Here is a 25,461-nt window from a genome sequence, read left to right as displayed (position 1 = left end):
ACTCAGATCCTTGTAACACGTTCTTCCCCTTTAGAACGCGGCAGCAGCCGTAGGGCGACTATGCAAGTGCGCTGGGGTCGGCACAAGATGAGCAGCAGGCCAGAGCCCGCACCCTGCCCGATCGGCCCACCAGTGCCACCAAGATCGTTCGTGCCGTCACCCCGGTCGGTGGAACGACAAGTTGTTGTCGCTGTGCGATGGGTTGCCCTGCAGCTGCTTAATCACAGTCGCTGGTGTTATTCGCGAAGGTCGTGCCATGGAGCTCCGGTAGGAGGCGGGTGACGTCCCGGTGCCAGCCCTCAAGCTCCGCCACAGTAGGCGCCAGCTCGTACACGTGGTGATGCATGGCGCGGGAGAGGCCGTGCCATGCCGTCCTCGCGAGGAGCGCCGTCGAGGCATCGACGAAGGCCGGCAGGGCCAGCAGTTGATGCCGCATCGGGCATCGGGTGACGCTGGGTGCGACCCGGTCCCAGTAGGTGCACAATCCCTGTTCGAGCGCGAGGCGGGTGAGGCAGGCGCAGCCGCGCTGCCAGCAGCGGCGCATACTGCGGCTGGGACGGTTCAGCAGGGCGGAGGCTTCGTCGAGAAGCTGCTCGGGGGTCATGGGCGGCGCAGCCTCCCCACCAAGTGCCGTGCTTCCTCGATAAGGACCGCGAGGTTGCTGGTGGCACCGCCGTGCGAGCCGTTGTTCGCCGCCTTGACTACACGAGCGGCGGTGGGGCCGAGCTTGCGCAACTCGGCAGGCAGGTCACCGACCCGCTTGCGGTCGCCCAGCAGCGCGAGGGCCAGCGTGGGCCGCAGGCCCTCGGTCTCGCTGATGGCGGCTTCCGTGTCGGCGATCGACGTGCCGGCGCGGAAGCCACCGATCCGGATCCTTTCGTGGCAGGTGTACTCGAGGGCATCGCGGATGAGGTTGCAGACGATGGTGGCCTGCACGGTGCCGGCCATCTTCTCGTCGTGGGTGATGGCCAAGGCGTCCGCGAGATAGCGCTGCCCGGGGTCACCGTCTCGGTCACCGGTAACGGTGACCTGGGAGCGGGCGAGGCGGCTGACGGTGAGGATCCGGGCGTCGAGCTGCAGATGCCGGACGGCGGCGGGAAGCCGGTCGTCATGGGTGAAGACGATGACCTGCCGGTGCTTCGCGACCTGGGCGAGGACCTGAGCAAGGCCGTAAACCTTGGCCGGGTCCATGGACTGCACCGGGTCGTCGATGACGAGGAACCGGAACGGACTATCGGACATGGTGGCGCGCGGAAGGAACAGCGCCAGGGCGAGAGAGTGCAGTTCCCCCTGGCTCATGACGCTGAGGGCCGCTCCTGGTACGCCGTCGACCTCCACGTCGAGGTCGACCCGGCGGGTGGTTCCTGTGCCGGCGAGCTTGATCGCGCCGAGCTGAACGTTGCTGTCCTGCCGCAGGGTGTTCCAGATGTTGGTTGCCTCCGCCGCGACCGGCGCCAGCTTGTCGGCACGGATCTCTTTGCCGAACTCCAGCAGCTTGGCGATCGCCGTCTTGAGGGCGGCGAACATGGTGGCGGCGTGCCGGCTGGCACGTTCGGTGTCAATCCAGCTGCGGAGTTGGTCGGCGACCGGCTGCCACGCTTGCCGACGACGCGCCAGGGCATCCCGGGCGGCGGCTTGCGCCGGGGTGAGGGTGGCGACCAGGGTGTCGTAGGCACCGATAGCGGTGTCGGCGATCGTGGTGGAGTCCGCGGTGGCGAGCAGGTCGTCCCAGCTCTGCCAGGCCGTCCGGGCGTCGCCGGTGTGGACCTGCTCGGAGGAGAGGTCGAGTTTCAGGGCTGCTGGCAGGGCGGGCACCTGCTGGCGCAGGGCGCGTCGCGCCTCGCGTTCGGCGCGGTGGGCGGCGTCGAGCTGCTCGGCGCGCTGGGTCAGCCGCTGTAGCTGCGTCTGCGCTTGGATGACCCATTCCTCGTCCAGGGTGCGACCCCCGCACACTGGGCAAGGCTGATCGGGGTGGTTGGCGTGGTGGCGCAGCGCGTCGCGGAGCAGCCCGGCCAGTGCCCTGGCCTCCTGGGCCGGGGTGCCGGCCAGGGTGTCGATCTGACGCAGCGCGGTGCGGAGCTGGTCGACTGCGATGCTGAGCTCGGTGCGGCTGGGCAGGTGCAGGACGTCGAGCTGGCGCAGCGGCACGACGGTCGCGTCGTCGGTCGCTTCGCCGCTGGTGGATAAGGTTTCGAGCTGGTCGAGATCGGCGAGACGACCGGTGAGGGCGTGCTCGGCGAGACGGGCGCGGGGGTCCGGGTGCTCCGCCAGTGCGGCCTTGAGGGCCGGGAGGCTCTCGGCGCCCCGCTTGCGCTGCTGGTCCACCTCCCGACGGGCGGACTTGAGCATTGTTTCGATCTCGACGAGGCGGCCGAGTCCGAGGATTCGTTGCAGAGAGTCGTACATCTCGCTGTCCTTGCCGCCGAGGAGGCCGCCGAGTTCCGAGTAGGAAAGGAACGGGCGGTAGAGCTCCAGGGGCTTGGCCCAGCCGAGGTCGGCGACGCTCTGGCGGCGATGGCCGGTGGCCTGCAGGAAGGTGGTGCAGTCGGCAAGGTTCGCATCGCTGGTCCAATGGCATTCGACGGTGGCCCCGTCGCGGTGACCTTCGACGCCGAGGCGAACGCGGATACGCGGGTCGGTGCTCGCGTGCAGGTTGCGCCAGCCCTTCTGCCAGACAGCGGTCCTGCCGGCCCAGCGCTTGTTGTTGCCGGTGAGGGCGAACTCGGCGGCTTCGGCGAAGCTGGATTTGCCGGAGCCGTTGCGGCCGGTGATGATCGTCAGCCCCGGTCCGGGGATGAGATTAAGGGTGGCGGTGGGGCCAATACCGCGGAAGCCGGTCACCTCGATGCTGGCGAGATAGGTGCCGATCGGCTCGGACGTCACCTCGTCTGCGGCGGGTGGTTCGGGCCGCTGCGGCGCCGTTCCGCCGAGTACGGCAGCGAGGTCCTCTTCGCCGAGCAGGGCGGCGATGATGAGGTCCTCGGCGATCTCGGGCAGGTTGGCGTGGTCGAGGTGGTCGAGGATGAGCTGGTCGACGGTGCCGGTGTGGTCGTCTGTCACGTCGTTCCTCCTCACAGGGGATGCGGGGACGGGTGGCCGCGCCACCAGCCGGGGGCTGGCGGCGCGACGCACGGCGTCTCGGGGGTGGCGGGCAGGCGTTACTGTCCGCGAATTTTGCGGCCGCTCTCGGTGTCGGGGTAGAGGATGGCGTCGGCAACCCGGCCACCCGAGTCCTTGGCGCCGCCGCCGAAGTTCAGGACGCCGGCGGCGTTGGCGCTGGCGGCGACGCCGTCCCAGTAGCGGGCATCCCGCTCCCAGCGGATGCCGGAGAGCAGGTTCAGCAGCTCGGTGTCGGTGAGCGGGATGCCGGAGGTGGCCCAGTCAGTGGCCTGGTGAGCGGCGATGCCGATGCCGGCCAGGACGGCCGGCGCGGAGGCCGCGGACCGGGCGGCGAGCTGCGGGTGAAGGTGGGTGAGCAGGTTCGACAGCAGCGGTACGACGCGACGCTCGATTCGCTCGGCGGTGGCGCTGGTGGGCAGGTCCGTCGGGCGGATGGTGGTCGACGACAGGCCGAGCCCGGCGCGGCCGTAGATCGTGGTGATGACGAGAACCCGCAGCGCGGAGAGAGTGATCAGTTCGGGGTCGGCCCTGGTGAGCTGCCGCTTGCGGGACTGGACGAGCTTGCTGAAGGGGATCATCTTGCCGTCGTGCTCGACCTTGACGGCCTCGGCGATGCGGTGCGCGAGCTGGGTGCCGAAGTCGCGCTGGTCCATGGACATGGCGAGGTTCTTCGCCACCGGGACGCCTTCGACGTTGCGGTCGTAGAAGATCTGCCGGGCGTCCTCGACGCCGAGTCCCCAGTAGAGCTCGAACGGCAGCCGGACCGCGCCGAGGGCCTCGTAGGTGGTGCCGTACTGCTCGGGGTCGTCGTAGAGCTCGTGCAGGGCGGTCACCTGGGTCTCGCCGTCGATCGCGACGACCGGGGAGCCGGCGAGGAGGGTGATCTTTCGGATGCCGCTGCCGGGGACGAGTTCGTCGCTGATGGCGCCGGGCTCGCCGGCGAGCCACAGGGTGATCGGCGGGGTGGACCAGCCGGAGCCGAAGTCACCGTTGATGCCGGAGGCGATGTAGCGGGCGTAGCCGGCGACGTTGCGGCCCTTCTGGGTCGACTTGAGAGTGCGCTGGACCAGGGAGCGGATCTCAGCGTGGCGGCGCATCGCCCCGGGCGAGAACTTCATCGCCCGCTTGTCCTCCTCGAGCTTCGGGGAGGGGACGAGCTGCAGGAGCGCCGGCAGCCCGATCGTGCCGATCACCGCATCGGTGCGGAAGGGGGTGATGGTCAGCTGGATGCCCTCGACGGCGGCGGACGGCATGGTGATGGACACGGGGAGTCCTCCTGGAGGGATGGCGAGCCCGCTGGGTGCACTGCGGGCAGGGGGAGTCAGCGACGGGCCGAGCACATCGACCCGCCTTGGTGAAAGCAACTCTAGCACAGACAGCAGTGAAAGCACCGTCAAACCGTTTAAACGCTTCCGGGATCGTGTAGGGTGGGCGACGCACAGCAGCGCAACTGACAGGACGCCCATGCCACAGCCCACCCAGGTGACCGCCGCCGAGATCTCCCGGCTGGCCGGCGTCACGCGCGCCACCGTGAGCAACTGGCGCCGGCGTCACTCCGACTTCCCCGCCCCATCGGGTGGGACAGAGACAAGCCCGGCATACGACCTGAACGCCGTCCGGGCCTGGCTTTCCGCGCGCGGACAACTACCTGCCAGTTCTCCCGCCGATGACCTGCGCACCGCCCTGCGGACCAGCGCAACCGACCTCGCCCACCGAAGCAGACTGCTGCCGCTCGTTGTCGCGGCGAGTCGCATTGCCGACAGCGAGGTGGAGAAGGCCGTCGGGCTGCCCGATGACCAGCTGTCCGCATGGGCCCAGAAGACAAGCCGGTCGTACGCCGTCGACATCCCCGGCACCGGCGACCTCAGCTATCGGCCCGAGGAAGCCGAGCTGCTTCGCGCGCTGCTGCGCTGCTGCGCCGAGGAAGGCGCGGCGCAGACGCTGGAGGTGCTGGCCGAGGGCGAGGCCACCGACAGCAAGGCCAGCGGCACCTACCGGACACCAGCGCCCATCGCCGAGCTCATGGCCGAACTCCTCGCCGGCCCGGGCGAGCCGTACCCGGACAGGGTCTTGGACCCCGCATGCGGGGTCGGTGGCCTGCTCTTGGCCGCCGCCTCGCGCGGGGCGCGCGAGTTGTACGGCCAAGACCTGGTGCCGGCGGTGGCCGCGCAGGCCGCCGCTCGCCTCGCCGTTCAGACCGACGAGACGAAAGCACAGGTCCAGGTCGGCGACACCATGCGCGAGGACGCGTTCCCGACGTTGGCCGTCGACGCCGTGCTCTGCGCGCCGCCTTACGGCCACCGCGAGTGGGGTCACGAGGACCTGGCGTACGACCCGCGGTGGGTGTTCGGCCTGCCACCGAAGGGCGAATCGGAACTGGCATGGCTGCAGCACTGCCTCACGCACCTGAACCCTGGTGGCCGCGCTGTCCTACTCATGCCGCCCGGTTCCGCCTTCCGGCCATCCGGGCGGCGGATCAGGGCCGAGATGGTCCGTCACGGAGCACTGAGAGCCGTCCTCGCCCTGCCTGTCGGCATCGCTCAACCGCTGCACATCGGCCTTCAGCTGTGGCTACTCGAACGGCCACACCCGCAAGCGACCCTGCCGTCGACCGTTCTCCTGGTCGACACCGCCAGCACCGACACCACCAGCACCGATGACACGCCCGGCAGGCGCACAACACCGGACTGGGCTGCGGTCCGCGCCGCCGCGGTCAACGCCTGGGAAGACTTCGACCGGCATCCGGACAACTTCGACCCCATCCCCGGAGTGGCGCGCGCTGTCCCGGTCGTTGACCTCCTCGACGAGGCGGTCGACCTCAGCCCCGCCCGCCACGTTCGTGCCGCTCCCGTGCCCGCGAAGCCCGAGGAACTCGCCGAGATGGCGTACGAGCTGAGGAGCCGGCTGCGGCGGGCAGCCGCCGGGCTCGTGGCGCTGAGCGGCGGCCACACCTGGCCCCCCGCCGGCGCTGATCCGCGGTCATGGCGGACCGCCAGCGTCGCTGACCTGCTGCGGGGTGACGCCCTCACGCTGCTTCGCGTGCCCGCGGCGATTCGCAGCTCAGGTTCTGCCATGTCGGAATCCGAGCTACCCCGAACACTCACCGCCCGGGACGTGGTGTCCCGGCGGCCAGCCTCGGGCGCCGCCGAGGAGGAACCCTCGGACGAGGACATCACCATCCAAGCGGGGGACGTCATCCTCCCCGAGATGCTCCAGGAAGGCGTGAGCACCGCCCGCGTCGCCGACACCCGAGATGCCGGGCATCTTCTCGGCCGCCACCTCCACCTCCTGCGTCCCGACCCCGCCCGACTCGACCCGTGGTTCCTCGCCGGGTTCCTGGCCGCCGAGGACAACCTCAGCGCCGCATCGTCCGGCACCACCGTGGTCCGCGTCGACCCTCGCCGCTTGCGGGTCCCCTTGCTCCCCCTCGCCGAGCAACAGCGGTACGGCAAGGCGTTCCGCCAACTCCACGCGCTCCGCGTCGCAGCAGACATCGCCAACCGCCTCGCCGACGAGGCAGCCCGCACCCTGGCCGCCGGCCTCACCGGCGGTGCGCTGCTCCCACCAAACACTGCCCCACCCTCGACCTGACACCGGTCGAACCCCAAACGAGAACATCGGCCCCAGCCGCCCGAGCCGGGCGACGCAGCGGAAGGAACCCGTTGAACAGCAGCAAGCACACCGAACTGGCGAACCACGCCTGGTCGGTCGCCGACCTCCTCCGCGGCGACTACAAGCCGTCCGACTACGGCAAGGTCATCCTGCCGTTCATCGTGCTGCGCCGCCTGGAGTGCGTCCTTGAATCCAACCGCGACAAGGTCCGGATGGAGTACGACCGGCTCAAGGATCAGAACGTCGACGTCGCTCGGTTCCTGCGCCGAGCCTCGGGGCGCAGCTTCTACAACGTGAGCGGCTACACGTTGAAGTCGATCGCCAACGACTCCGCACAGGCCGCGAAGCACCTGATCGCGTACATCGGCGCCTTCTCCGAGAACGCGCAGGAGGTGATGGAGCGCTACGAGTTCCCCCAGCAAGTCCGGCGACTGGACAACGCAGGCCTGCTCTACCGAGTGGTCGGACGCTTCGCCGACCTCGACCTGCACCCCTACCAGCGCGACAAGAAGACCGGCGAGATCCTCACCGACGACGACGGCCAGCCCTTGGTCAACGTTTCCAACCATCAGATGGGGTACGTCTTCGAGGAGCTAATCCGGCGCTTCGCCGAGCAGTCCAACGGACCCGCCGGTGACCACTTCACTCCGCGTGAAGTCATCGAGCTGATGGTGAACCTGCTCATCGCTCCCGACGACGACGCACTGAGCATCCCGGGCACCTCCCGTACGGTGATGGACCCGGCCTGCGGCACCGGCGGCATGCTCTCGGCGGCGGAGGAGCACATCACCAAGCACAACCCGTCCGCGACCGTCACCGTCTTCGGCCAGGAGCTCAACCCGGAGTCGTGGGCGATCTGCCGCTCCGACATGATGATCAAGGGTCAGGACCCGGAGAACATCAAGTTCGGCAACTCGTTCAGCGACGACGGCCACCGCGGCGCCCACTTCGACTACCTGCTGGTCAATCCACCCTTCGGGGTGGATTGGAAGAAGGTCAAGGACGAGATCGAGACCGAGTACGAGACGCTCGGCGAGAGCGGCCGGTTCGGCGCCGGGCTACCCCGGATCAACGACGGCTCGCTGCTCTTCCTCCAGCACATGATTTCAAAAATGAAACCGGTCACCGCCGACGGCAAGGGTGGCAGCCGCGTCGCCATCGTGTTCAACGGCTCCCCGCTGTTCACCGGAGCGGCCGAGTCCGGCGAGTCGCGGATCCGGCAGTGGATCCTGGAGAACGACTGGCTCGAAGGCATCGTGGCCCTCCCTGACCAGCTCTTCTACAACACCGGCATCTCCACGTACTTCTGGATTCTGACCAACCGCAAGGCCAAGGGACACCAAGGCAAGGTCGTCCTCCTCGACGCCCGCGACCAGTTCGCCAAGATGCGCAAGTCACTCGGCGACAAGCGCAAGCTCATCACCCCTGACCAGATCAAGCAGATCACCCGGCTCTACGCCGAGGCGCTCGACGCTGCCAAGGACACCGAGCACCCGCAGCACAGTAAGGTGAAGGTCTTCGCCAACGAAGACTTCGGCTACCGCCGGATAACAGTCGAGCGCCCGCTGAAGCTTCGCTTCGAGGTCACCGAGGAGACGCTGACCGCGCTGGCCGCCTCGAAGCCGATCCAGAAAGTGTCAGATGCCGACGCGCTCACCACCGCGCTGAAGCCGCTGGTCGGGCAGGCGTGGACGACGAAGCGGGCGGCGTGGGACGCGCTCCGCTCCGCGATGGCCGAGGCCGGCGTGCTCTGGCCCTCCGGCACCGCCTTCCAGAAGGCGATACGGGACATCATCGGGGTGCGCGACCCCGCGGGCGAGGTCCAGCTCGTCAAGGGCAACCCCGAGCTTGACCCGGAGCTGCGCGACTACGAGAACGTGCAACTCGGCGAGGACGTCGAGGAGTACCTGCGCCGCGAGGTGCTCCCGCACGTCCCGGACGCCTGGATCGACCACGACAAGACCAAGATCGGCTACGAGATTCCGTTCACCCGCCACTTCTACGTCTACAAGCCGCCGCGCGCCCTGGCGGAGATCGACGCGGAACTAAAGGCATTGGAAGCCGAGATTCAGACGCTCCTGGGCGAGGTCACGGAGTGAGGTCCTACAGGATCAAGGACGTGGCGCGGATCAACGCCCGAACGCTCCCTGAAAGCACCGACCCCGACTACACGTTCCGCTACATCGATATTGGCTCCGTCGATAGCCTGGGCAACATCACTATCCCGGAAGAAGAGACGTCCTTCGCAACAAGTCCTTCGCGAGCCCGGCGCCTCGCTCCGCCCAGGTCGGTCATCGTCTCGACGGTACGTACCTACCTTCGTGCCGTGGCGTTCGTTCCCATCACCGACGCTTCCTTGGTCTTCTCGACAGGCTTCGCCGTCCTAGAGGCTACCGACAATCTCGATCCCCGATTCCTCGCCTATCACTGCCAGTCTGAGCCGTTCATCGACGAAGTAGTAGCACGATCTGTCGGGGTCAGCTACCCGGCAATCAACGCTAGCGAGATCGGCAACCTACCGGTCCGCGTGCCGAGCTTCGAGGAGCAGCACCGTCTCGCCGACTTCCTCGACGCTGAAACCGCCCGCATTGACCGCCTCGTCTCGCTACGAAGGCGACAGTTGGACGTATCAGTAGAGGCAATAGCGGCCCGCGCAGCTGAAGCAACCGGACGGGTGGCCAGTCTTCGGGATTCCCTGCCGTTCCAGCAAATAAAACTACCGCTTCGACGCGCGGTGCGCTCTGTGCAGACAGGGAGCACACCAGGCGGCCTGCAGGAGTACACCCCTTCTGGCTCCCAGAACCTTAGGCCATGGTATACGCCAGCCGCTCTAAACGGAATTCTGTCGATGGGAAGAGCAGACAAGGCAATTTCGCTTGACCAAATAGACGACGCGCCGACCTTCCAGGCTGGCAGCGTTCTTATTGCCGGCATTGGGGAGTCCCTTGGAAAAATTGGCTACTTGGACCATGCGGCGACAGGAAACCAGCAGCTAACCGCCATCCAGCCCGACGGCAACTCCGATGGCAGATTCCTAGCCTGGCAGCTCTGGGCTGCCCAAGAGGAAATTAGGGAGTGGGCGCAGTACTCCAGGATCCGGATCATCAACAACGACGTCCTCAAATCTTTCCCCATCTACTTGCCTAATCTGAGCGATCAAATTAGGGCGAGGAAGGAGCTAGACGAGCGACGACATGACTTCGAGCGCCTTGGCGATGCGGTTAGGCGCTTCTTGGAGAGAATCAAGGAACATCGCCAGGCACTGATCACTGCCGCCGTCACCGGCCAGATCGACATCTCCACCGCCAGCGGACGAGGAATCGAGGACTGACGCGCCATGAGCCCCATTCACCACGAGTCTGCTTTCGGTGACGCGATCGTCGCTTCTCTCCTCGCCGGTGGGTGGGAGCGCGGCGATAACGCCGACTACCGCCCCGACCTCGGTCTGGACACCCACCAGCTCCTCACCTTCATCGGCGCCACCCAGGCCGCCGAGTGGGAGGACCTGGTCACCTCCTACGGCGGCGACCGCGACGCCGCGCAGCGCGGGTTCGTCAAGCGTCTCGACCAGGCGATCGCAACTGACGGATCGCTCGACGTGCTCCGCAAGGGCGTGAAGGACCACGGCGTACGCATCCGGACCGCATACTTCAAGCCATCCTTCGTGGAGTCGGACGAGATCCTCGCCGACTACCGACGTAACCGGCTCACTGTCGTGCGGGAGTTGGCGTATGCCACCAAGCAGGCCGACCGGGGCAACCGCCTGGACCTGGCCTTGTTCCTCAACGGCATCCCGGTGGCCACGGCGGAGCTGAAGAACCCGCTGACCGGCTCGGGTGTCGAGCACGCCAAGGAGCAATACCGGACCGAGCGCGACCCGACCGAGCTGATCTTCTCGCGCCGGGTGATCGCCAATTTCGCCGTTGACCCGGACCTGGTGTTCGTCTCCACCCAGCTGCGCGGCAAGCCGACCCGGTTCCTGCCGTTCAACACCGGTTCGGATGGCCCCGGTCGACCGGGCGGCGAGGGTAACCCGCCGGCCACAGAGTTCGGGAAGTACGCGACCTCCTACCTGTGGGAGGAGATCTGGCAGCGGGACAACTGGCTCGACCTGCTGGAGCGCTTCGTCCACCTGCACAAGGAGAAGAGTGCGGACGGGCGTACCCGAAAGTCCTTGATCTTCCCCCGCTACCACCAGTGGCATGCCGTGAAGAAGCTGACGGTGCACGCAGCTCGGCACGGGGCCGGGCACAACTACCTCATCATGGCCTCGGCGGGGTCGGGTAAGTCGAACACCATTGCCTGGCTCAGCCACCGCCTGTCGTCCCTGCACGCGAACGGTGATGTGGCCGAGCTGGACCCGGGCGCGGTTGACGCCGGCCTCAAGCCGGGCTCACCCCTCTTCGACAAGGTCATCATCATCACCGACCGGCGTAACCTCGACGCCCAGCTCCGCGCGACGGTCGGCAGCTTCGAGCAGACCGCCGGCCTGGTGGTGAAGATCGACGAGAACCATGGGTCGAAGTCCGAGCAGCTCGCGAAGGCCCTCGGGCGCGAGACGGGGAAGATCGTCACCGTCACGCTGCACACGTTCCCGGCGCTTGAGGAGTACCTCAAGCAGAATCCGACCGAGATCCAGGGCCGGCGGTTCGCGATCGTCATCGACGAGGCGCACTCGTCCCAGTCCGGCGATGCTGCTGCCTCGGTCCGCGCGGTGCTGCGCGACCTGGGCCTGGATGCCGACTCCGACGACCCGGGCGCGACCAGCGCGCCGGCCACACCGGACGTCGAGGCTCAACTCAAGGCCAACGCGCGCAAGCGGCAACGGGCCGCAAACCTTTCCTACTTCGCGTTCACCGCCACACCGAAGCACAAGACCCTCGAAGGTTTCGGCACGCTCGGCGAGGACGGGAAGTACCACCCGTTCCACACCTACTCGATGCGGCAGGCCATCGAGGAGAAATTCATCCTCGACCCGCTGCGCAACTACGTCACCTACAACACCTACTGGAAGCTCGTCAACGGCAACCCCGACGAACGGAAGGTCGATCCGACCAAGGCAAACCCGCTGCTGGCCCGCTACGCGCTCACCCACGACTCGACCGTCGCCCAGCACGCGCAGGTGATCGTCGAGCACTTCCGTACGCACACGGCCGGAAGACTTGGCGGACGGGCGAAGGCGATGGTGGTCACCTCAGGCCGGCCGCAGGCCGTACAGATGGCCCGGTCAATCAAGAAGTACCTCGGCGACCTCGGCTACCCCGACCCAGGCGTCCTGGTGGCCTTCTCGGGCACCCTCACCTACGACGGTGAGGAGATCACCGAGGCGAAGGAGAACGGCGGGCTGCCCGAGGGCGCCCTGCCGAAGGCGTTCGCCTACACGCGCGCCGACGACAAGGCCGCCCAGGCCGGCGGAGCCGGGCAGCTCGAGTATCGGATCCTGGTGGTCGCGGAGAAGTACCAAACCGGTTTCGACCAGCCGCTGCTCACCACGATGTACGTCAACAAGACGCTGGCCGGCATCGCCGCTGTGCAGACCCTCTCCCGGCTCAACCGCACCGCGGAGCGCAAGAGCCAGTCCGACTTGGCAGTGCTGGACTTCGTCAACGACGCGGAGAAGATCAAGGACGCCTTCCGCCCGTACTTTGAGGAAGCCGCCACTCTGCCCTCGGACCCCAACCTGCTCTACACGGCCCAGAGCAAGGTGATGTCCGCGCCGGTCCTCGTCGATGAGGAAATGCAGGCGTTCGCGACGGCTTACCTGACCGCCCAGCGACAGACCGCCGGCAACACGGCGAAGTGGGAGAAGCTCCACGCCGAGCTGTACCGGCACCTCGATCCTGCAGTGACCCGCTTCGCCGACCTGCTTAACGGCGACGACGAGGACGAGCAGGAGACGGCCGAGACCTTCCGGGCCGACCTGAACGACTACGTCCGCAAGTACAGCTTCCTTTCCGGCATCGTCACCTACATCGACGCCGAACTGGAGCGCCTGTACCTCTATGGGCGACACCTGCTCAACCGGCTGCCCCGCGGCGAGGACGGCGGGGTGGACGTCGGTGAGATCGACCTCAGTCACCTGCGGGTGGAGAAGACCGGCGAGCACGACGTCAGCCTGGTGCCGGAAGGGCCGACCGACATGAAGGGCTTCGGCGACGGATCGGGCGGCGCCAAGGAGTCGGAGAAGTCACTGCTGTCGGAACTCATCGACCGGTTCAACGCGAAGCACGGCACGGAATTCACCGAGCAGGACGTCATCAAGCCCTTCCACGAGGCGCTCGCAGACCCGAAGGTGCGGCTGGCCGCCGTCGCCAACGACGAGGAAAATTTCGGCCACGTCTTCGACCCGGTCTTCGAGGACAAGATGATGGACCATTTCGACACAACTGCCGACCTGGGACGCAAGTACTTCGACCCGCAGCAGAATTTCCGCAGCTCGCTCAACCGCAGCGCGCGCAGCGCCGCCTGGCAGATGATCCGCCGGCAGGAGGGCGTGGTCGACGACGCGGCTTGACGAGTCGCCATCGTCCAGGGCACGGGTTGCCGCGTCACCTTCGGTGACGCGGCGCCCCTGGACGAGTCATGGTCCAACCGGGACACTGGCCGCGCAGGGCAGCCACGGTGCGGGAGGTGACAGTGCGGGCAGAGCCGATCGCCGGCAGGTACGAGCTGGTCGACGAAATCAATTCCGGCGGGATGGGGCAGGTCTGGCGCGGCTACGACGGAGTCCTCGACCGTGAGGTCGCCATCAAGCTGATCCGCGCGGATGTCGTCGCCTCCCCCGAGCAGGCCGAGGAGTTCGCCAAGCGCTTCCGGCGCGAGGCGCGCGTCACCGCCCGCATCCAACACCACGGCGTCCCCCAGGTGTACGACGCGGTGCTCGACAGCTCCTACGACCGCGTCTACCTCGTCATGGAATACGTCCGCGGCACCTCGCTGCGCGCCTACATCAACCCCCTCCGTCCGTTGCCCGTTGACTGGGCGGTCGCGGTAGCCGCGCAGATCTGCACCGTCCTCTCCCACGCCCACGCCATCCCGGTCGTTCACCGGGATCTGAAGCCCGACAACGTCCTCGTGTCCGACGCCGGCGCGGTCAAGGTGCTCGACTTTGGGATCGCCGCCATCCTCCGCACCGATGTCACCCGTCTCACCGTGACCGGCAGCGTCATTGGCACGCACCACTACATGCCTCCGGAACAGATCCAGGGCGCGCAGATCACCCCGCAGAGCGATCTGTACGCCCTCGGCTGTGTGCTGCACGAGCTGCTCATCGGCAAAACGGTCTTCGACGGTGGTAACGAGTTCGAGCTGATGCAGCAGCACGTCTACAAAGCGCCAATGCCGCTACGCAAGGTACGCCCGGAAGTACCCGAAGATCTAGAACAGTTGGTTCTGGCGCTCACTGCCAAGGTTCCCGAGCAGCGTCCCCGGGACGCGTACGACGTCTACGAGCGGTTGCTGCCGTTCCTTCCCGAGCCGGGGCCACTTCATCCAACGGTCGGACTCGGACCGGTCGGCGTACCGGACCCTACGCTCCTGTACCGCCGCCCCAACCCGCCGCGACCGCGGCGGAAGACCTCACCTGAGGCAGGTCCGCACGACCGCCCCATCCCGCCTCAGCCGCCGGCGGACGCGGTGCCGGCCACGGACCTACGGGGAGCGATCAACGGAGCGGTGTCGCACTCCAACGACCTGCTCGCTGATGAGCGCTACGCCCAAGCGGCGGAAGCGCTGCAGCAGGTCATCGAACCCGCGGCAGCCGCACTTGGCGTCGAGAACTCTCGTGTCCTTGCCCTGCGCCAGCGCCGAGCGGCCATCCTCGTCATCGGTGGCGACTTCCGTCAGGCTCTGCCGGAGTTCGATGCGCTGTATTCGGCCTTCGCGCGCACCGGAGGGCCGACCGGTGACGATGCGCTGGCTTGCCTCCGGCAGGCGGCGCACTGCCGGGCGGAGCTGGGCCAGGCCACCGCGGCGCTGCGACAATTCCGGCAGGTGCTCACCCACGTTCGGGCCTCAGAGGGTGACGTGTCATCCGACGCATTGGAGCTGCGCCGCAATATCTGCAGGCTGCTGCTCTCCGAGGGCAACGTCGAGCAGGCGTTGGCCGAGTTGGTACCGCTGCACGAGGATCTCTGTCTGGTCTACGGGCCGGACCACGAGGAGACCCAGGAAATCGCCGATGTTCTCACCCGGTTGCGGCTCGCTGGCGGTGGAGCCAGTTAGGTGTGGCGGCTGGCCAGGGTGGCAGAAGCTTCAGATCGAGTGCCGGGACGACTGGCTGGGCACGAAGTGGCGCGCAGTCAAGAGCTGGTCCGCGGGTTCGGAACCGGGCGTCTGCGTGCTCAGCTTCGAGCCGGTGGACATTTAAGGATCTTTTGGAGCCGACTTGCGGCGACCCGACAGGGTCGGGTGGGCATTATCAGCGGCACATCGATAAGGCCCTCGGGTTAGGCCTGGGCCTACCCGATCAAGGGTGCATACCTTCGCAGCAGCGCGGACCTGTCCCGCGCTTGCGGAACGGCAGGTCCGCCACGCTTACCCCGCCGTCGCTATGCTTCCGCCCCGCCCGCGCCGCGTAGCTACCCCAGCCGGTTCAGGAACTCGTCGATTTTTGCCGCGAGCTCGGCTGGTTCCGTGCCGGAGACGACAGCCTCACGGATCTCACCCAGCACGCCTCGGACCTGTTGGCGGGTTTTGCGCCGGATCTCCTCGCTGTCGGCGAAGAACGCGTCGAAGGCCACCTGAGCCTTCGACAGGAACTCCTCGCGGAGCTCCGGCGCTACCGACTGATCGTCGTCGTTGAGCAGCTTGGCCGCCGCGCGATAGCGAGCCTCGTCGACCCCGTCGAGGGGTTCCTGGCCGAGGACCCAACGGCGGAACCGGCCAGGGTCCACCGTAACGCCGGGGGCGACCTGCACCTGGCCGCCTTCGGCCATCAGCAGCGCTGCGGGCGGCACATCCAGGATGTAGGCGAAGCGGATCAGCTCGTCGACAGTTGGCTCGGTCTGGCGCCGCCCTGCCTCGATGTTCATCAACACCGTCGCGGACATCGTCGGGTCGCCGAACCTCTCGGCCGCCTCAGTCGCGTTCAGCTTCCGTCGGCGCCGCACCTCGCGCAGCCGGCGTCGGACGATCTCACCCGGCATTGCATCCGCTGCGACCTCGGAACTTGTCATGTTCGTAAGTTTTACTCGCTCACTTGACAACTAGCAAGTCGTTGATCAAAGGTTGCTTGCCGCCAGGACAACTTTACGAAAGAGAAGTTATGGATTCGGTAAGCGACTTCGAAGCAGAGGACCGCCGGACGAGGCTCTGGAGCCATCAGGAGGCGGCCACCTACCTCGGCATCACCCAGCAAACCCTGCACTTCATCAACCACAAGGGCAGGGGACCGAAGTCGTACAAGGTCGGGCGGTACCGACGCTATCGCCAACGCGACATCGACGACTGGCTAGAGACCCGCCGCATCGGCTCCTAGCAAGCCTCCTCACCCCTGAGCCCTCGTACACGGAGCCCTCTCATGCCAACCACCTGCAACTTCGCCCTCTTCTACGTCGACGACTCCGGCAGCGAAGCCAGCGGCTACACGTCATACAGCTGGATAGCGGTCGACCCAGCTCGTTGGAGCGAGGCGGACAAGCGGTGGCTCGGGTTCCGCTCCCAGACCTATCGCCGTCACGGAATCCCAGCCTCAGTGCGGCTCCACGCGACTGACCTTGCCGGCGGTCGCGGTCGCCCGTCGATGGATCCGATGTGGAAGCGAAGCGACGGGCTCGTGGTCATCCGCGAAGGCCTGCGGGCCATAGCCGCCCTACCAGGCATTGGAGTCGGAACCGTCTACCGGCGAACGAGTGCCCGGGGTAGCAGCTTCCACAACAACAAGCTGGACCTCTACGGACGCCTGGTGGAGATCCTTAACCGGGACCTCGACGTACGCGACAGCTTCGGGATGATCGTCATGGACGGCGATGGCAGCAACCTTGCCTACGCCCGCAGCCATCGCGCGCTCACCACTGGTGGTAGGCGGCTGATCGAGGACCCGCACTTCCGGCACGCGAGCGTCAGTCAGTGGGTCCAGATCGCCGACTTCGCCGCGTGGAGCGCCTACCACTCGCTCCGCCCGACGAACCGGCGAACGACATCGTCAACGTGGTACGCCGACATTCTCGGCCACCTGGATGTCAACGGTGGACCGGTCGAGGCATGACCAGCGGTGCATCAAGCACAGCGCGGGCGCGGACGATACGTCATTGAATACGCCCGCAACCCCATCCGCACCTGCTGGGCCTTCGCCTCCCGCGCAGCCGCCCCGCAGACCGCATTAGCGCTTGAAACCCCTCAGGAGACATGCAATGAACAGCACCATTGAGAACCCATGGACCGTCGAAGCGGTCCGCGCTCTTGGCCTGACGACGGACGTGGAAACAGCCGGAGCGATCCTCGGTATCGGGCGGAGCAAGGCGTACGCCCTCGCGAAGCGAGGACAGTTCCCGGCGCGGCTGCTCCGCGTCGGACGAAGCTACGTCGTACCCGTACCGGGCATCCTCGAACTACTCGGCGTCCCGGTCGTCTGACCTCAGCATCCACGGGGGTGCATGCCGTCCGGAAAGCACGTCATCGACCAGGAGAGCGACGATTCCCGAAGCGCTGAGATCAGGCCGCATCCCCACAAGGCGGTCGAGCTCACCGCGGGTAAGCCTGATCTTGACCTGTTGCTCGCGCTTCTCCTCGCCTGGGAGCGCCGGCAATCCCTGAGCGGCCTCGACTGCTCGACGTCGTCGCATAGCTCGCCTTCCATAGACCATCCGAGGGAAGCGGTACCATATTAGGTACCACTTCCCTCGCTCTCTTAAGGAGGAACCTTGAGAGGATCAGTATTCCGTCGCTGTGCCTGTCGGGATCCGGAGACCGGCAAGCAGTACGGGCAATCCTGCCCGAAGCTCGGCCAGCGCCGACACGGCACCTGGGGCGTCCGTCAGGAGTTGCCGCCAGATGCCGCCGGCTGCCGGCGAACCCTCCGCCGGTCCGGCTTCGCGTCAGCCACACAGGCTCAAACGGAATTGGATGCGATTAGGGCCCTGCTGGCCGTGCCCGAGGCCGACGATCTTGACGGTCGCCAGCGGATGGGCGACCTGCTAGAAAGCGTTGCCTCCGAGCGGGGACCGCTGCCAGACCTGGATGAGACGCGTCGCAAATTCCGCAGCGGCCAGTCGTTGACCGTCCGCATCACCGTCGGTGAGTGGCTCGACACGTGGCTTGCTGGCCGGAAGATTCGGCGCAATACCGTCGAACGGTATGGACGGGATATCCGGATCCATCTCAAGCCGCGCATCGGTAACGTCCGCCTTGACCGGCTACGCGTGTCTCACCTGACCGAGATGTTCAACGCGATCGTCGAGCGGAACATCGAGATCGAGGAAGCGAACGCCCTACGGCGGGCCGCGACCGAGGAGCTGAGGACGCTTACGGGACGTGAGCGTCGCCGCGCGGCTCGTGACGCCATCGCAGAGATGCCACCGTTCCGCCGCACTACTGGGCCCTCGACGCGACGGCACATCAAGGCAACGCTGCGAGCCGCCCTGAACGACGCCATCACGCAGGAGCTGATCGCCTTCAACCCGGCCGCCCACGTGGAACTCGACCCGGTTCGCCGGCCGAAGGCGCTCGTCTGGACGGACGAACGCGTCGCGCGTTGGCGGGCTACCGGCGAACGGCCGTCCCCGGTGATGGTGTGGACCCCTGCGCAGACGGGCTCGTTCCTCGACTTCATCGCTGACGACGAGCTGTACGCGCTCTTCCACCTGATCACATTCCGCGGCCTGCGCAGGGGCGAGTCGTGCGGCCTACGACCGGAAGACCTGGACCTCAAGGGCAGGACCCTCACCGTTGCCACGCAACTCGTCGAGATCCGCGGGGAGATCGAGGAGAGCGAGCCCAAGAGCGAGGCGGGCAACCGCATCGTCGCCCTCGACGCCGCCAGCATCAAAGTGATCAAACGGCACCTCAAGCGACAGCAGAAAGCCCGAGACGAAGCCGGTGGGGCGTGGGTGGAAAGCGGACGCCTCTTCTGCCGTCCGACCGGCGGGTGGATCGAGCCCGACTGGCTGTCCGACCATTTCGATCGGCTGGTACGCAAGGCCGCCTTGCCACCGATCCGCCTTCACGACCTTCGCCACGGAGCTGCCACGATCGCGCTCGCGGCGGGCACCGAGATGAAGGTGGTTCAGGACATGCTGGGCCACTCGTCAATCTCGCTGACGTCCGACACCTACACCTCGGTCCTACCGGAGCTGGCACGCGACGCCGCCGAAGCTGCCGCCCGTCTGGTGCCCCGTCAGGGCGACAAGCGCCCCGCCGGGCTCACCTCGGGCTCACAGCTGCCGTCTTCATCGAAGTCGACGAACGAGAAAGATCGCAAGAAGAGCAAGAAGAAGCAGGTCAAAGCCGCTTCTTGATGGTGGGGCGGGCGGGACTCGAACCCGCGACCGAGGGATTATGAGTCCCCTGCTCTAACCCGCTGAGCTACCGCCCCTCACACCGCGCCGGATCTTATCCCGCCCGGTGGATCACGGGCCAGCAGCGATCCGGCCCCGTCTCATCACCGCCGTCGTCGCTTCAGCAGCACGATGGGCAACGCGAGAATAACAGTGAGCAGCCAGCCGACTGCGATGACGCCCCAGAACCATCCGTCGTCGGACTCACTGTCGTCGATGATCATGCCGATGGTCAGCAGCAGGCAGAGGCCGCCCATCAGCAGGGTGCCCAGCCCGCTGAGCACCATCACCGGGATCTCCCACCACGATCGTCCGCTGGGTTCGACCTGCTCGGCGGCTGGTCTGGGCTGCGGGATCTCGTCCGGGGTGCGGGCCGGCATGCGGACGTGCCGGTCGGCCGGCACCCGGGCGTCGATGAACTGGGCTGCCTCCGGGGGCAACTCGAACAGGGTCGGCTCGATGTCCAGCGCGATGGCGTCCGCGCCGATCAGTTGGCGGGCGCCGTCCGGCCAGGTGAGCAGGGCGGAGCAGTCGTCGTAGCGGACGGTCAGCGGCCCGTGGGCTCCGAGGCGGCTCACACCGTCCGCGCCGATGCGAAGGCCGCCGGCACCCTCCCTCGATGCGTACGTCGTGCCGTCGACGACATCGGCGGAGTGGGTGGGCGCGGCCACGAAGCCCGCCCAGTCGGCGGTGTGCCCACCGGGCACCATCAGCAGCGCCGAGGACGTCACCTCCCCGGCCACCTCGTGCAGGTCGGCGACGCTGACGGCCTTCAACTCGGCCCGGTGCTCGTCGATGCTGGAGTTCGGCTGCTCGGTCAGCACGTTGAGGGCGTACGACGGCAACCGCGCGGCATCCACCTCGGCGGTGTCGAGGACGTCCGCCCGCTTGGCGACGGCGGCGTCCAGGTCCGACTGCTCGATCCGCCCCACCCGCATCTTCGCCAGGACGTCGATGAAGCCGCCGAGCACCGCGTCCTGCTTCTCCGGCAGCGCGTCGGCGAGCGCCCGCAGCATCGCGTGCCCGTCGCCGCGGGGCTCGTAGCCCGTGGTGGTGGTGTAGGAGAGGCCGGCGTCCTGGCGCAGCGACCGGTACAGCTCGCGCTCCAGCACTCCGGCGAAGACGTTCGCGGCGGCGCTCCGTCGCACCACCGAGTCGAGCACCACGGCGCGGGCGCCGTTGACGAAGTACGCCGGCGTCTGCGGCAACGCCGACGACGCCGTCGGCACGGGCTGGCGGGTCCCTGCGGGCAGGGCCAACCGCAGTCCGGCGGGCACCCGGTCGCCGGTGATCCAGAGCACGGCGTTCTCGCGGGTGAACCACCGGGCCGCCCACTCGCGCAGGTCGTCGACGGTGAACGCGCCCAGCCCCCACTCCGGGTAGCTGGTCAACCCGAAGTCCCGGGCGCCGTGGCGCCACAGCGGGATCGAGTCGATAGCGGTGGCGCCCCGGCTGCTCCACTCGGTACGCAGGATCTCCTTCTCGACGGTGAGCCGGGCGGTCGGCAGGTCGGAGAGGTGCCCGCAGACGGCGGTGAGGAAGGCGGCGATGTCCGCCTCCGAGCCCTGGGTGTGGAACATGGTGAACGCGGGGGCTGTCACACCGTTGACGTGGTAGTCGGCCAGACCGAGCGGTGCGAGCGCAAGGTGCTCGATGAGGTGGGTGACGCCGGCGCGGGCGAGGGTCTCGTCGGCGGTGCCGACCCGGAAGGTCAACCCGGCGTGCATCGGCCCTCCGGTGGGGGCGAGCAGCGTGGGCACGCCATCCACATCCAGGTGCTGGATCACGACTGGACACCCTTCGCGTACGCCTCGGCACGGAACCCCGTGAAGCCGTCGACCCCACCGACGTAGCTCCAGGGGTACTTCGAGCCCAGGTTGCCGAGGGCGGTGAACTGGGTTGCGGCGGCGGCCCACTGGTCGGTGAGGCAGAGCATCAGCGCGAAGGTCGAGCGGACCCAGACCCAGCCGGCCCCGTCAGCGAACGCCGGGTGTAGCACGGACCGCTGCGCGGCCTGCGCGATCTCGTCGATCACCGCCGGCTGTGCCAGGTAGTCGGCGCTCTCCTGGTCGTCGTCGATGTCCAGCCAGCGTTCCAGGTGCGCGTCGGCGATCAGCACGGCGTTGGGGGCCCCGTCGGGCGCGCTCTGGGCGCACTCCCGGGCGAAGGCGAACATCCGGTCCCAGTCGCCACTCCACTTCGGGCAGAGCTGCTGGAGCAGGCTGCTCTGTGCGGGCAGGTGGTGCGGATGGCGGTGGGCCAGGCGGTCGTAGCGGCGGCGCGCCTCGGACTGGCCCAGTTGCAGACCACGGGCGATGGCGAGTCGCTCGGTCCAGGCCGACGGGTCCTCCGGATACCGGGCGGTGACGTCGATGAGCACCTGCTCGGCGCGACGCAGGTGCTCGTGGAACTGCTCGAACTGGGACCGGCTGACATGTTTGGCCCGGTCGGCGCTGCGGATCCGCCAGCCGGCGCAGATGAGGTGGGTGCCGTGCAGGGTGCCGGCCAGTTGGTCGGTGGGGTCGTCGTCGTACACGCGCTGCAGGAACGGCCCGGCCCCCACATGGTCGCCGGCCTCCTTGACGAGCAGTGTGTGGAGCGCGGGGTCCCGGTCGGCGAACAGTGCCTGCACGGCCGGCCAGTCGGCGGCGTCGAGCGCCTTGCGCAGGTCGTTGACCTCGGGGTACGCGGCACCGGCGTCGAAGGTGGGGGCCGGTAGAGGGGCGGGCATGGCGGCGATCATAGATGATCAATTACGTCTGTGGTGTCCTCGTTGGAGGGGCCGCTCAGCCGGCGCGCAGCTCCTCCAGCACCGCGCCGGCCGCGCGCCACCCGCTGGCGAGAGCGCCCTGGATCGACGGGCTGTCCCGGTGGTCACCGGCCACGAACAGGCCCTCCCCCAACGACACGGGCTTGCGTAGCCGTCCCTGCGGTGGCGGTGCGGCGGGCAGCGCCTGCGGCACGGCCACGGTGGTGAGGTGAGTCCAGTCGGCGGTGGATCGGCCGTACAGCCGGGTCAACTCGGCCCGGATGGTCGGCTCGGGTGGGGCGGTCGGGCCGACCACCGAGGTGGCCACGAGGTGCCGCCCGGCGGGCGCGTACGTCGGGGCGGCGTTGCTGAGCACCACCGTGTTCGCCACGATCTCCCGTCGGTCGCCGTCGACGAGCAGGATCGGTTCGGTGAGTGGCGGCTCGGGCGCGCTGTGGTAGTAGGTGGTGTAGCTGTGCATGCGTACCGTCGCCAGGGCCGGCAGCAGCGCGGACGCGGCGGGCGGGTCGACGGCGACCACGACGGCCCGGCAGCTGATGTCGCCGGCCTGGGTGCGGACCCGGCCGGGCGCGACCTGCGCGACCGGGGTGTCCAGGTCGAGCAGGTCGGCGGGGAGCGGGTCGGCGATGGCCCGGGGCAGCGCGGCCATGCCCTCGGCGGGCAGGCCGATGCGGCCGCGGGCGAAGGAGCGCAACACCATCGCGAGGACGTGGCTGGAGGTGGCCAGCTCCCGATCGATGAACACACCGGACAGGAACGGCCGCAGCAACTCCTCGATGATCGCGTCGGAGAGGCCCGCCCGGCGCAGTGCCGTCTCGGCGCTGGTCTCCGGGGCGCTGAGCAGCCGGGACACCGGCAGGGTGGCGCAACCGGTCGCGAGCGCGGCAAAGCGCAGCCGGTCGAGCAGGGTGCCGACTCCGGCGAGCGCGGTGCCGGGTGCGCCGGTCGGCTCCCGCAACGGATTGACCAGCCGCAGCAGGTCGTCGCCCCGGCGCACCAGCACGCCCGAGGTGAAGTACCCGAGGTGCAGCCGGTCGGTGTCGAGCAGCGTGCCGAGCTGCGGGTAGGCGGTGTTGAGCACCTGGAAGCCCCGGTCGATGAGGTAGCCGTCGACGACGTCGGTGGCGACCCGGCCGCCGAGTCGGCCGCTGGCCTCCAGCAGCCGCCAGGGCACGCCGGCGCGGTGCAGCCGGCGGGCGGCGGCGAGGCCGGCCAGGCCACCGCCGACGATGACCACGTCCGTCTCAGCCAGCATCGCGCGCCTCCCGCTCACCGTTCGTCCGGGACAACCGGCCCGGCCACCAGATCTTCGGCCCGATGTCGTACGCGAGCGCGGGCACCAGCAGCGACCGGACGATGATCGTGTCGATCAGTACCCCGATCGCGACCGCCGTACCCAACTCGACGAGCACCACGAGGGGCAGTACGGCGAGGGCGGAGAAGGTCGCGGCGAGCACGATGCCAGCGGAGGTGATCACGCCGCCGGTGACGGCGAGGCCGGCCAGCACCCCGGCACGGGTGCCGCGCTTGAGCGACTCCTCCCGGACCCGACTCATCAGGAAGATGTTGTAGTCGATGCCGAGGGCGACCAGGAAGACGAACGCGAACAGCGGGAACGACGAGTCCACCCCGGGGAAGTCGAACACGTGCCGGAACAGCAGCGCGCAGAGGCCGAGGGTGGCCGCGAAGCTGAGCAGCACGGTGCCGATCAGCAGCAGCGGGGCGAGCAGCGCTCGCAGCAGCAGGGCCAGGATGACCGCGATGACCACCAGCACCACCGGGATGATGACGTTCTGGTCGCGCTTGGCGGCGTCGGAGGTGTCCACGTTGATCGCCGTGAAGCCGCCGACCACCGCGTCCGCGCCGGGCACCTGGTGTACGGCCACCCGCAGCTCCCGGATGGTCCGCTCGGCCCCGTCGCTGTCCGGCGGATCGGCCAGGGTGGCCTCCAGTTGCACCCGCCCGTCGACGACCTTCGGGGCGGCGTTCGGGTTGGGTGGGCCGGTCTGCGGGCCGGCGGTGCGGGGGCGGACGTCGGCGACGCCCGGTACGCCCTGCGCCACCTGGGCGACCTGCCGGGCGGTCCGCTCGGTGGTGAAGATGGTGGCCGGGCTGCCCGTGCCGGCCGGGAAGTGCCGGGAAATCACCTCCTGGCCGTCCACCGAGTCGGTGCGCTGGGTGAACAGGTCGGACTGCCCGAGCGTGGTGGCGCCGAGCTGGGTGAGGCCCAGCGTGAGGACGGCGAGCACGACCGCGGTGCTCAGCCAGATCGGTCGGGCGTGCCGGGCCACGAAACCGGCGACGCGGCTCCAGACGCCGTGCTCGGCGCGCGGGTCGGCCTGGTCCTCCCGGGGGCGTCGTGGCCAGAACGCCCATCGGCCGCCGAGTACCAGCAGCGCGGGCAGGAAGGTGAGCATCACCAGCAGGGTGGCGGCGATGCCGATCGCGGCGACCGGGCCGAGCGCCCGGTTGGAGTTGAGGCTCGACAGCAGCAGGCAGAGCAGGCTGACGATGACGGTGCCACCGGAGGCGATGATGGCGGGCGCGGCACCCTTCCACGCGGTCCGCATGGCGTCCCACGGTCGGGCGTGGCGGTGCAACTCCTCCCGGTAGCGGGCGATCAGCAGCAGCGCGTAGTCGGTGCCGGCACCGAAGACCAGCACGGTGAGGATGCCCTGCGCCTGCCCGTTGAGCTTCACCACGTCGGCGTCGGCGAGCAGGTAGACGAAGACCGAGGCCAGGGCGTACGACATGCCGGCGGCGAGCAGCGGAAACACCCAGAGCACCGGGCTGCGGTAGACCACCAACAGGATGATCAGCACCACCACCAGGGTGACCAACAGCAGTGGCCCGTCGATGGCGGAGAAGACCTTGATCAGGTCGGCGAGGAGGCCGGCGGGTCCGGAGACATCCACGGTGAGCCCGTCCCGGTCCCCGCCGGTGATGTCGCGGAGCTGGTCGACGACCGAGCCGATCTCCTCCCCCTCGGCGTCGTCCACCGGCACGACGACCTGGAGGGCCTGGCCGTCCTCGCTCGGAATGGGTGGCGGCAACGGGGTGAGCACGCCGGGCACCTGGGCGAACCGGGCGGCGTCGGCGCTGACCCGCTGCCGGTCGGCGTCGGTGATCCCGGTCGGCCGTTCGTAGACGACAAGCGCCGGAATGGTCTGCCTGTCGACGAAGTCGCCGCCGAGGTCCTGGGCGCGGGTCGCCTCGGCGTCGGTGGGCAGGAAGGCGGCGTTGTCGTTGGTGGCGACCTCGCTGAGCCGCCCGGCGTACGGCCCGGCCACGCCGCCGATCACCAGCCAGGCCAGCACGACCGCCACCGCGATCAGCGTGGCCCTGCCGCCACGTCCGGACATCCGCACTCACCCCAAGGATCGACGCATCAATCGACGCAGCGAAAGCCTCAGTCGACATCGACCATCCTGCCGGCCACGGAGGCCCTTAGCGGGCCAAACCTCT

Annotated in this window: 17 protein-coding genes and 1 tRNA gene; 9 read left to right on the top strand and 9 right to left on the bottom strand. The window is 68.2% G+C overall.

The window, feature by feature from the left end; translation table 11 throughout:
* Positions 1–217 precede the first annotated feature (217 nt).
* From AB0C25_RS24650 to AB0C25_RS24640, 3 genes are all read right to left on the bottom strand, one after another.
* Entirely contained in the window at positions 218–604 is a 387-nt protein-coding gene (locus tag AB0C25_RS24650; protein ID WP_357376593.1) for a hypothetical protein, read from the bottom strand.
* Positions 601–3,060, bottom strand: a complete 2,460-nt coding sequence (locus AB0C25_RS24645; protein ID WP_357376592.1) for an AAA family ATPase — start codon at positions 3,058–3,060, stop codon at positions 601–603. The genes AB0C25_RS24650 and AB0C25_RS24645 overlap by 4 nt, the downstream gene beginning before the upstream one ends.
* A gap of 98 nt (positions 3,061–3,158) precedes the next feature.
* Positions 3,159–4,385 (bottom strand): DNA sulfur modification protein DndB, encoded by a 1,227-nt coding sequence (locus AB0C25_RS24640; RefSeq protein ID WP_357376591.1) that lies wholly within the window; start codon positions 4,383–4,385, stop codon positions 3,159–3,161.
* Positions 4,386–4,584: 199 nt separating this feature from the next.
* Here AB0C25_RS24640 and AB0C25_RS24635 point away from each other — a divergent pair, with 199 nt between their 5' ends.
* The 5 genes from AB0C25_RS24635 to AB0C25_RS24615 all read left to right on the top strand — a co-directional run bounded on the left by AB0C25_RS24635 (position 4,585) and on the right by AB0C25_RS24615 (position 14,955).
* Positions 4,585–6,711, top strand: coding sequence for an N-6 DNA methylase (locus AB0C25_RS24635; protein ID WP_357376590.1), 2,127 nt, complete (start codon positions 4,585–4,587; stop codon positions 6,709–6,711).
* A gap of 71 nt (positions 6,712–6,782) precedes the next feature.
* Positions 6,783–8,831 (top strand): class I SAM-dependent DNA methyltransferase, encoded by a 2,049-nt coding sequence (locus AB0C25_RS24630; protein WP_357376589.1) that lies wholly within the window; start codon positions 6,783–6,785, stop codon positions 8,829–8,831.
* Complete coding sequence (locus AB0C25_RS24625; RefSeq protein WP_357376588.1) at positions 8,828–10,063, top strand: restriction endonuclease subunit S; 1,236 nt, start codon at positions 8,828–8,830, stop codon at positions 10,061–10,063. Before AB0C25_RS24630 ends, AB0C25_RS24625 begins: the two co-directional genes overlap by 4 nt.
* Before the next feature lie 6 nt (positions 10,064–10,069).
* On the top strand, positions 10,070–13,246 hold the full coding sequence (locus AB0C25_RS24620) for a type I restriction endonuclease (RefSeq protein ID WP_357376587.1): 3,177 nt from the start codon (positions 10,070–10,072) through the stop codon (positions 13,244–13,246).
* Between the two features lie 116 nt (positions 13,247–13,362).
* Positions 13,363–14,955: a protein kinase gene (locus tag AB0C25_RS24615; RefSeq protein ID WP_357376586.1), complete on the top strand. Its 1,593-nt coding sequence runs from the start codon at positions 13,363–13,365 to the stop codon at positions 14,953–14,955.
* Between the two features lie 356 nt (positions 14,956–15,311).
* Here the strand turns inward: AB0C25_RS24615 and AB0C25_RS24610 are convergent, their stop codons facing one another.
* Positions 15,312–15,878 (bottom strand): helix-turn-helix domain-containing protein, encoded by a 567-nt coding sequence (locus tag AB0C25_RS24610; protein ID WP_357376685.1) that lies wholly within the window; start codon positions 15,876–15,878, stop codon positions 15,312–15,314.
* Between the two features lie 119 nt (positions 15,879–15,997).
* On the opposite strand from AB0C25_RS24610, the gene AB0C25_RS24605 reads away from it, so the two are divergent.
* The 4 genes from AB0C25_RS24605 to AB0C25_RS24590 all read left to right on the top strand — a co-directional run bounded on the left by AB0C25_RS24605 (position 15,998) and on the right by AB0C25_RS24590 (position 19,187).
* Positions 15,998–16,210, top strand: a complete 213-nt coding sequence (locus tag AB0C25_RS24605) for a helix-turn-helix domain-containing protein (RefSeq protein WP_357376585.1) — start codon at positions 15,998–16,000, stop codon at positions 16,208–16,210.
* A gap of 42 nt (positions 16,211–16,252) precedes the next feature.
* Entirely contained in the window at positions 16,253–16,939 is a 687-nt protein-coding gene (locus tag AB0C25_RS24600) for a DUF3800 domain-containing protein (protein WP_357376584.1), read from the top strand.
* A 145-nt stretch (positions 16,940–17,084) separates the two neighbouring features.
* Complete coding sequence (locus tag AB0C25_RS24595; protein WP_124778306.1) at positions 17,085–17,306, top strand: helix-turn-helix domain-containing protein; 222 nt, start codon at positions 17,085–17,087, stop codon at positions 17,304–17,306.
* 288 nt (positions 17,307–17,594) lie between these two features.
* Complete coding sequence (locus tag AB0C25_RS24590; protein ID WP_357376583.1) at positions 17,595–19,187, top strand: site-specific integrase; 1,593 nt, start codon at positions 17,595–17,597, stop codon at positions 19,185–19,187.
* Here AB0C25_RS24590 and AB0C25_RS24585 read toward each other — a convergent pair.
* From AB0C25_RS24585 to AB0C25_RS24565, 5 genes are all read right to left on the bottom strand, one after another.
* Positions 19,188–19,264, bottom strand: a tRNA-Ile gene (locus AB0C25_RS24585). It abuts the gene before it with no gap.
* A 66-nt stretch (positions 19,265–19,330) separates the two neighbouring features.
* Positions 19,331–21,013 (bottom strand): insulinase family protein, encoded by a 1,683-nt coding sequence (locus AB0C25_RS24580; protein WP_357376582.1) that lies wholly within the window; start codon positions 21,011–21,013, stop codon positions 19,331–19,333.
* Positions 21,010–21,957, bottom strand: a complete 948-nt coding sequence (locus tag AB0C25_RS24575; RefSeq protein ID WP_357376581.1) for a hypothetical protein — start codon at positions 21,955–21,957, stop codon at positions 21,010–21,012. Before AB0C25_RS24575 ends, AB0C25_RS24580 begins: the two co-directional genes overlap by 4 nt.
* 55 nt (positions 21,958–22,012) lie before the next feature.
* The gene (locus tag AB0C25_RS24570) at positions 22,013–23,251 is read right to left on the bottom strand and encodes an NAD(P)/FAD-dependent oxidoreductase (protein WP_357376580.1); all 1,239 of its coding nucleotides are present in this window, start codon (positions 23,249–23,251) and stop codon (positions 22,013–22,015) included.
* Positions 23,241–25,358 (bottom strand): MMPL family transporter, encoded by a 2,118-nt coding sequence (locus AB0C25_RS24565; protein ID WP_357376579.1) that lies wholly within the window; start codon positions 25,356–25,358, stop codon positions 23,241–23,243. The genes AB0C25_RS24570 and AB0C25_RS24565 overlap by 11 nt, the downstream gene beginning before the upstream one ends.
* Positions 25,359–25,461: the final 103 nt, after the last annotated feature.

This window comes from Micromonospora sp. NPDC048839 (genome assembly GCF_040649915.1).
Taxonomy (GTDB): Bacteria; Actinomycetota; Actinomycetes; order Mycobacteriales; family Micromonosporaceae; genus Micromonospora.
This window is presented reverse-complemented; position numbering and strand designations above follow the sequence as displayed.

What these genes read in the sequence shown, in the direction of transcription:
- AB0C25_RS24605 (WP_357376585.1), top strand. Translation starts at nt 15,998, where the DNA reads ATGGATTCGGTAAGCGACTTCGAAGCAGAGGACCGCCGGACGAGGCTC.
- AB0C25_RS24635 (WP_357376590.1), top strand. Translation starts at nt 4,585, where the DNA reads ATGCCACAGCCCACCCAGGTGACCGCCGCCGAGATCTCCCGGCTGGCC.
- AB0C25_RS24650 (WP_357376593.1), bottom strand. Translation starts at nt 604, where the DNA reads ATGACCCCCGAGCAGCTTCTCGACGAAGCCTCCGCCCTGCTGAACCGT.
- AB0C25_RS24575 (WP_357376581.1), bottom strand. Translation starts at nt 21,957, where the DNA reads ATGCCCGCCCCTCTACCGGCCCCCACCTTCGACGCCGGTGCCGCGTAC.
- AB0C25_RS24600 (WP_357376584.1), top strand. Translation starts at nt 16,253, where the DNA reads ATGCCAACCACCTGCAACTTCGCCCTCTTCTACGTCGACGACTCCGGC.
- AB0C25_RS24595 (WP_124778306.1), top strand. Translation starts at nt 17,085, where the DNA reads ATGAACAGCACCATTGAGAACCCATGGACCGTCGAAGCGGTCCGCGCT.
- AB0C25_RS24610 (WP_357376685.1), bottom strand. Translation starts at nt 15,878, where the DNA reads ATGCCGGGTGAGATCGTCCGACGCCGGCTGCGCGAGGTGCGGCGCCGA.
- AB0C25_RS24570 (WP_357376580.1), bottom strand. Translation starts at nt 23,251, where the DNA reads ATGCTGGCTGAGACGGACGTGGTCATCGTCGGCGGTGGCCTGGCCGGC.
- AB0C25_RS24565 (WP_357376579.1), bottom strand. Translation starts at nt 25,358, where the DNA reads ATGTCCGGACGTGGCGGCAGGGCCACGCTGATCGCGGTGGCGGTCGTG.
- AB0C25_RS24620 (WP_357376587.1), top strand. Translation starts at nt 10,070, where the DNA reads ATGAGCCCCATTCACCACGAGTCTGCTTTCGGTGACGCGATCGTCGCT.